Source organism: Kocuria sp. APC 4018 (genome assembly GCF_030407675.1).
In the GTDB taxonomy this organism is placed as follows: Bacteria; Actinomycetota; Actinomycetes; order Actinomycetales; family Micrococcaceae; genus Kocuria; species Kocuria rhizophila.
Genome location: NZ_JASDCY010000089.1, coordinates 1 through 6,780, shown reverse-complemented (window position 1 = coordinate 6,780; position 6,780 = coordinate 1). Strand labels below are relative to the sequence as shown.

The window sequence follows — 6,780 nt, the reverse complement described above, 5'->3', positions numbered from 1 at the left end:
TGGTGGGGGTCCACCCGGCCCTCGGTGCTGGGCGGTCAGCCGTCCACCCACCCGGGGTGTGCATTTGCTCCGTTAGTGCAGAAATCGGAGCCCTGTGCTGCGTTTACTCCACCTCACAGCATCCGCCCCGGCGCCCCCGCTCTGATCGCCCCCCTGCGCCTACCGGCGAGCCCGTCCTGCGCGGGCCCGATTCCCCGGCGCCGGGGCGGGCGCCCCGTCGCGTGATTCAGGGGCCAGAGCCGTTTTGTGCATCGCGATGAGATGCTGTTAGAGTATTCCGCGTTGCCCCGATAGCTCAGTGGTAGAGCGCCATCTTGGTAAGATGGAGGTCCCGGGATCGATTCCCGGTCGGGGCTCTCATGATGACAACCTGCGGAACCTTGTGAACCGCGGGTTTCATCCATGATGTGGCGGTGTAGCTCAGCTGGTTAGAGCGCACGACTCATAATCGTGAGGTCGACGGATCGAGCCCGTCCACCGCTACCGTTCAGGCGCCGTTCCCCTCGGGGAGCGGCGCCTTTTCCGTGTCCGGCTCCGCCGCTGGTCCCGCGCCGTGGATGGCCGGTGCATTCGTGCACGCGGGAGGTTGCGGGGCCGGGTTACCACCCCCGGTGGCCGGGGCCCGCGCTACCACCCCCGGTGCCCGGGCCTCGGTGACGAGTACCCGGTGCGCCGTCGTCGGCCAAGTCCCGCACCTGACGAGCGCGAGTGCACCGTCCCCGGCCACGCGTCGTCGGCGGACCGGGGAGCGGAGGGGCCGATAGGCTGGGCGGAAAGCCGTCCGTCGAATCGAGGAGACCATGGCCGTATCCCCTGACGTGGTGGGCACCACCTACCCGTCCATCCCCGCGTACCAGGTGGGCCGCGAGAAGATCCGCGAGTTCGCCACCGCTGTGAAGGCCACGGATCCCGTGCACCACGACGTCGCCGCCGCGCAGGCGGCCGGCTACCCGGACCTCGTGGCCCCGCCCACCTTCGCGATCGTCGTGTCCCAGCGGGCCGACGCCGCCCTGGTCAACGACCCCGAGGCCGGGATCGACTTCTCGCGCGTGGTCCACGCGGACCAGCGTTTCACGCACCACCGGCCCGTCGTGGCGGGGGACGAGCTGACGGCGGCGGTCACGGTGGATGCCGTGCGACCGCTGGGAACAGGGGCCATGGTGACGTCACGCGTGGAGGTCACCACGGTGGACGGGGAGAAAGTGGCGACCACCGTGTCGTCGCTGCTCGTACGAGGAGAGGACCAGTGAGCGTGGAGTTCGAGAGCCTGGAGAAGGGCCAGAAGATCGGCGAGCGGCGCATCGAGGTGTCCCGCGCGGACCTCGTGGCCTACGCGGGAGCCTCGGGGGACATGAACCCCATCCACTGGAACGAGGACTTCGCCCGGTCGGTGGGTCTGCCGAACGTGATCGCCCACGGGATGTTCACCATGGGCGTGGCCGTGGGGCTGGTGACCGAGTGGGCCGGTGACCCGGGTGCCGTGGTGGACTACCAGACCCGCTTCACCAAGCCCGTGGTGGTTCCCAACGCGTACGGCACGGCGGTCGAGCCGAGCACCGCGCTGTCGGTCAGCGGTGTGGTCGGGGCCGTGGATCCGCAGGCGCGCACCGCGCGCGTGGACCTCACGGTGACCGCCCCGGACCTCTCGGACCCCGATGCGAAGCCGGAGACCGCCACGGCGCTCAAGGTGCTCGTCAAGGCCCAGGCCGTCGTGAGGTTCCCGCACTAGGATTGACCACCATGAATGCACCGCGACTCTCCCAGCTCACGTCCACGGCCGTGGGCGGCCCCGTCTCCCGCTGCGTGGAGGCCAGCACGGAGGAGGAGCTCGTGGCGGCGGTCTCGCGCGCCGACCAGGCGGGGGAGCGCGTGCTGATCGTGGGCGGGGGGTCCAACATCCTCGCCTCGGACGAGCCGTTCGAGGGCACGGTGGTGCTCGTGGGCACCCGGGGTTTCACGGTCACGGACCCGCGCCGCACGGCGGGCAGTGCACCGTCTGACGACGTCGCCCGCGAGCCGGCCGGAGCATCTCCCCACGGCGGGGCCCACCACGGCGCCGCCCAGCATCTGCCCCCGGCCCACGGTGGCGCCGAGACCGAGACCGGGACCGAGACCGGTGGCGACGCCGCGGACGAGCGCTCCGTGCTCGTGGAGGCCGCGGCCGGACACCCGTGGGACGACCTCGTGCGGGACACCGTGGAGCGCGGGCTCGCCGGGCTGGAGACGCTCGCCGGGATCCCCGGGACCACGGGCGCCACCCCGGTGCAGAACGTGGGCGCCTACGGCTCGGAGGTCTCGCAGAACATCGTGCGGGTGCGCGTGTGGGACCGGCAGGAGCAGCGGAGCCGCACGTTCTCGTTCGAGGACCTCGAGTTCTCCTACCGTGACTCCCTGCTCAAGCGCAGCACGGACCACGGCTCACCGCGGTACGTGGTGCTCTCCGTGACGTTCCGGTTGGAGCGGCGTGAGGACTCCACGCCCGTGCGCTATGCGCAGCTGGCCACCGCTCTGGGTGTCGAGGTGGGGGAGCGTGCCCCGTTGACCACCGTGCGGGACACCGTCCTGCGGCTGCGGGCAGGCAAGGGCATGGTGCTGGATCCCGAGGACCGGGACACCTTCAGCACGGGCTCCTTCTTCACGAACCCCGTGGTGCCCGAGCACGAGCTCACGGACCGGATTCCGGCGGACGCCCCCCGGTACCCGGTCCTGGATGCACGAGGCCGCACCGTGGAGGGCGCCGTGAAGTTCTCCGCCGCGTGGCTGATCGACCACGCGGGCTTCGGCAAGGGCTTCGGGCTGCCCGGCACACGCAACGAGCTGCTGGACCTGGCCGGGGAGGACGTTGCCGGGGGCCGGGCGTCCCTGTCCAGCAAGCACACCCTGGCCATGACCAACCGCGGGGAGGCGACCGGGGAGGACGTCGCAGCAGTGGCCCGCGCGGTGCAGCGCGGTGTGGAGCAGGTGTTCGGGGTGCGCCTGGAACCCGAACCGGTGCTGCTGGGGCTGTCCCTGTGAGATGCGCGCGCCCCGCGGCGGCGTCGTTCTCCGAGCCCCGGGCGGTGCTGTCGTGAGCTCCGAGCTCCACGAGGAGATCGAGCGCGGTGAACGTGGCGGGCGGGTGCACGACGCCGTCCTGCGGCTGCGAGCCTTCTCCGAACGGCACCCCGTGCTGCGGGTGCTGCACAAGGGCATCGTGATCGTGCTCGGCGGGGTGTTCGCGCTCGCGGGGCTCGTGATGCTCGTGACCCCGGGGCCCGGGTGGCTGTTCATCTTCCTGGGGCTGGGCATCTGGAGCACGGAGTTCGAGTGGGCGCACCGGCTCAACATGCGCATCAAGCGGGCGGCACTGCGGATGTGGCGCTGGTGGTCCAACCTCGTGGCCGAGTGGCGCTACCGGCGGGCACGGGACAAGCCGCACGGGTGGGAGCAGGGGCCGCGGCACATGCGTGCCACGGACCCCTCGACAGGCCAGTGACCAGGGCAGCCGCGGCACTGACGAGGGGCCGCCGTCGTGACGGCCACGCAGCCGGACGGAACCCCGCTGTCTCAGAGTGTCCCGAGGGCGATCTTGAGCATCCGGCGCACGGGTTCGGCCGCGCCCCACAGCAGCTGGTCCCCCACGGTGAACGCGGAGACGTGCTGCGGTCCCATGGACAGGGTGCGGATGCGACCCACGGGGATCTGCAGCGAACCGGAGGCGGCCACGGGGGTGAGGTCCCTCATGGTGTCCTCCTTGATGTTGGGCACCACGGTGGCCCACTCGTTGTCCTCGTCCAGGAGCCGCTCAATCTCGGGCACGGGGATCTCCTCGCGCAGCTTGAGGGTGAGCGCCTGGGAGTGGGAGCGCATGGCGGCGATCCGCACGCACAGCCCGTCCACGGGGATGGTGGCGTCCCCGGAGCGGCCCAGGATCTTGTTGGTCTCCGCCTGGGCCTTCCACTCCTCGCGGGACTGGCCGTTGCCGAGGTCCGCGTCGATCCAGGGGATGAGCGAACCCGCCAGGGGCACTCCGAACTGGGTGGTGTCCAGCTCCCCGCCGCGCTGGGCGGCCAGCACGGCGCGGTCGATCTCCAGGATCGCGGACGCCGGATCGGACAGCTGCTCGGCCACGGTGCCGTTGAGGTCCCCGAACTGCCGCAGCACCTCGCGCATGTGGCGGGCGCCGCCGCCGGAGGCCGCCTGGTAGGTCATGGAGGTGGCCCACTCCACCAGCCCGTTGCGGAACAGCCCGCCCAGGCCCATGAGCATGCACGAGACGGTGCAGTTGCCGCCCACGAAGTCCTTCGCACCGCGGTCCAGGGCGGCGTCGATGACGTCCCGGTTGACGGGATCCAGCACGATCACGGCGTCGTCGTCCATGCGCAGCGTGGAGGCGGCGTCGATCCAGATGCCGTCCCAGCCGGCGGCTCGCAGGGCTCCGTGGACGGCCGTGGTGTAGTCCCCGCCCTGCGTGGTCACGAGCACCGGGAGCTTGGCGAGCGCCTCGAGGTCGTGGGCGTCCTGCAGGGTGCCGGTGTCTCCGAGACCGTCGATCTCCGGTGCCGGCTCCCCAGCGGCGGAGGTGGAGAAGAACACGGGGTCCAGCTCCGCGAAGTCGTTCTCGGCGCGCAGGCGGTCCATGAGCACGGAGCCGACCATGCCGCGCCAACCGATGAAACCTACGGCGGCGGGGTGTGAAGTCATGCCGCCCAGTCTAGCCAGGAGGCGTGGGCCCGGTCCGGGGCTGGGACGAGGGTCGACGCCTCGTCCCCGGCCACGAGTGAGCAACCCACCACGGCGCCGCTCGCCCCCGCCCCGTCCGCACACCTCTGCTCCGCGCGCACCCGGCCACGACCTCCCGGCCCGCCACGCCACGGGGCCGGGCTCAGCCCTCGGCGCGCGGGTCCGGCGTGGTGGCCAGCAGGTCCCGGTAGGACGGAAAGCGGTCCATGAAGTCCCGCACGTAGCTGCACGTGGCCCGCACCTTCGTGCCGCGCTCGCGGTACTCGTCCAGCACGCGGGTCACGAGCGTGCGGGCGTAGCCCTGTCGGCCGAAGGCTTCGGAGATGATGGTGTGCTGCAGGTCCACGGTGCCGTCCGGGAGCACCTCCACGCCCAGGAAGCCGATGTACTGCCCGCCGTCCCACAGCTCGTAGCGGGAGTCGTCGTGGTTGGGCACGATCTTCAGCTCAGGGCTCGTGACGGTGCTCGGTGTGCTCTCGTCGCTCACGGGGGACTCCTCCGCTCGGTGTGTGTGGGACATCACGCTATCCCACGGGGGTGTGCGTCCACTCGTCGATCCGGAACCGGGTGCCGTTGCGGGACTCGGCCCAGTCCGCGACCTCCCGGCGGGACCAGGAGCCCTCCAGCGCGGGAGCGTGGGTGTCCCCGGTGACGTCCAGGTCCACGGTGGTCACCAGGGCACGGGTGAGCGGCAGCGGCCGGTGGGACACGGCCTCGTGCCACACTCCCGGCCCGCCGATCACCCACACCTCACGGGCGGTGTCCTCGTGCTCCGGCCCGGAAGCCGGGAGCAGGGACACGGCGAGGTCGAGGGCCTCGGTGTAGGAGCCCACGGCCCACACGCGCTCGCCGTCCGCGGGCACGGACTCCGGACGGGACGTGATCACGATGTTCGGCCGTCCCGGCAGCGGACGGAACTTCTCCGGGAAGGACTCCCACGTGCGCCGGCCCATGACCACGGGGTGCCCGATGGTGGTGCGCGCGAAGAACTTCAGGTCCTCGGACAGGTGCCACGGGATACCGCCGTCCACCCCGATCACACCACTCGGGCTCTGCGCCCAGATGGCCCCCACGACGACGCCGCTCGTGCCGCTCGCGGACGGGGCGTGAGCGGCGTCGTCGTCCGCCGGGGGCTGGGTCCGGGATGGGGCGGGGAAACGGTCCGCGCTCACACCGCCACCGGTGCCTTGATGCCGGGGTGGTGCTGGTAGCCCTCCACCGCGAAGTCCTCGAACGCGTAGTCGAAGATGGTCTCCGGGCGACGCGTGAGCCGCAGCGTGGGGTACGGGTAGGGCTCGCGCGCGAGCTGCGTGCGTACCTGCTCCAGGTGGTTGGTGTAGATGTGGCAGTCCCCGCCGGTCCACACGAACTCGCCGGGCACCAGGTCGCACTGCTGGGCCACCATCACGGTGAGCAGCGCGTAGGAGGCGATGTTGAACGGCACGCCCAGGAACAGGTCCGCCGAGCGCTGGTAGAGCTGGCAGCTCAGGGCGTCCGGGCCGTCCTCGCGCGGCTGCACGTAGAACTGGAACAGCGCGTGGCACGGGGGCAGCGCCATCCGGTCCACCTCCGCGGGATTCCACGCGGTGACCATGTGCCGCCGGGAGTCCGGGGTGGTGCGGATGGACTCGACCACGCGCGCGATCTGGTCGATCGTCTCCCCGTGCCCGGCGGGCCAGCTGCGCCACTGCACGCCGTACACCGGACCCAGGTCCCCGTTCTCGTCCGCCCACTCGTCCCAGATGCTCACCCCGCGCTCCTGCAGCCAGCGCACGTTGGAGGAGCCGGAGAGGAACCACAGCAGCTCGAGCGCCACGGAGCGGAAGTGCACACGCTTGGTGGTCAGCAGGGGGAAGGAGGAGCTGAGGTCGTAGCGGATCTGGCGCCCGAACACCGACAGCGTCCCGGTCCCGGTGCGGTCCGTCTTGGGCGTCCCGTTCTCCAGGACGTCCCGCAGCAGGTCCTCGTACGGTGTGGGGATCTCGCTCATGGCTCTCCTCTCACGACGCCGCACGCTCGCGTCGCGCTCTCTGCTGGCGGGGGCCGCGGGGGCGCCAC

Annotated in this window: 8 protein-coding genes and 2 tRNA genes; 6 read left to right on the top strand and 4 right to left on the bottom strand. The window is 71.4% G+C overall.

Annotated features, from left to right (window positions below):
- Positions 1-284 precede the first annotated feature (284 nt).
- The 6 genes from QL985_RS11615 to QL985_RS11590 all read left to right on the top strand — a co-directional run bounded on the left by QL985_RS11615 (position 285) and on the right by QL985_RS11590 (position 3,475).
- A tRNA-Thr gene (locus QL985_RS11615) sits at positions 285-356 on the top strand.
- Between the two features lie 53 nt (positions 357-409).
- Positions 410-483: transfer RNA gene (locus QL985_RS11610), tRNA-Met, on the top strand.
- Between the two features lie 317 nt (positions 484-800).
- Complete coding sequence (locus tag QL985_RS11605) at positions 801-1,250, top strand: MaoC family dehydratase N-terminal domain-containing protein (RefSeq protein ID WP_019309692.1); 450 nt, start codon at positions 801-803, stop codon at positions 1,248-1,250.
- Complete coding sequence (locus tag QL985_RS11600) at positions 1,247-1,729, top strand: MaoC family dehydratase (RefSeq protein ID WP_019309691.1); 483 nt, start codon at positions 1,247-1,249, stop codon at positions 1,727-1,729. The genes QL985_RS11605 and QL985_RS11600 overlap by 4 nt, the downstream gene beginning before the upstream one ends.
- 11 nt (positions 1,730-1,740) lie before the next feature.
- Positions 1,741-3,015 (top strand): UDP-N-acetylmuramate dehydrogenase, encoded by a 1,275-nt coding sequence (locus QL985_RS11595; RefSeq protein ID WP_059281160.1) that lies wholly within the window; start codon positions 1,741-1,743, stop codon positions 3,013-3,015.
- Positions 3,016-3,067: 52 nt separating this feature from the next.
- Positions 3,068-3,475, top strand: a complete 408-nt coding sequence (locus QL985_RS11590; RefSeq protein WP_019309689.1) for a PGPGW domain-containing protein — start codon at positions 3,068-3,070, stop codon at positions 3,473-3,475.
- A 71-nt stretch (positions 3,476-3,546) separates the two neighbouring features.
- On the opposite strand, the gene asd is transcribed toward QL985_RS11590, so the two are convergent.
- The 4 genes from asd to QL985_RS11570 form a co-directional block, all read right to left on the bottom strand.
- Positions 3,547-4,683 (bottom strand): aspartate-semialdehyde dehydrogenase, encoded by a 1,137-nt coding sequence (asd, locus tag QL985_RS11585; RefSeq protein ID WP_082698356.1) that lies wholly within the window; start codon positions 4,681-4,683, stop codon positions 3,547-3,549.
- A gap of 181 nt (positions 4,684-4,864) precedes the next feature.
- Positions 4,865-5,209 carry a GNAT family N-acetyltransferase gene (locus QL985_RS11580; RefSeq protein ID WP_059281422.1) on the bottom strand — a complete coding sequence of 115 codons (345 nt, stop codon included), beginning with the start codon at positions 5,207-5,209 and terminating at the stop codon, positions 4,865-4,867.
- Positions 5,210-5,246: 37 nt separating this feature from the next.
- A complete protein-coding gene (locus tag QL985_RS11575; protein ID WP_019309686.1) occupies positions 5,247-5,894 on the bottom strand; it encodes a dihydrofolate reductase in 648 nt (215 codons plus the stop codon).
- The gene (locus QL985_RS11570; RefSeq protein ID WP_019309685.1) at positions 5,891-6,712 is read right to left on the bottom strand and encodes a thymidylate synthase; all 822 of its coding nucleotides are present in this window, start codon (positions 6,710-6,712) and stop codon (positions 5,891-5,893) included. Before QL985_RS11570 ends, QL985_RS11575 begins: the two co-directional genes overlap by 4 nt.
- Between the last annotated feature and the right edge of the window lie 68 nt (positions 6,713-6,780).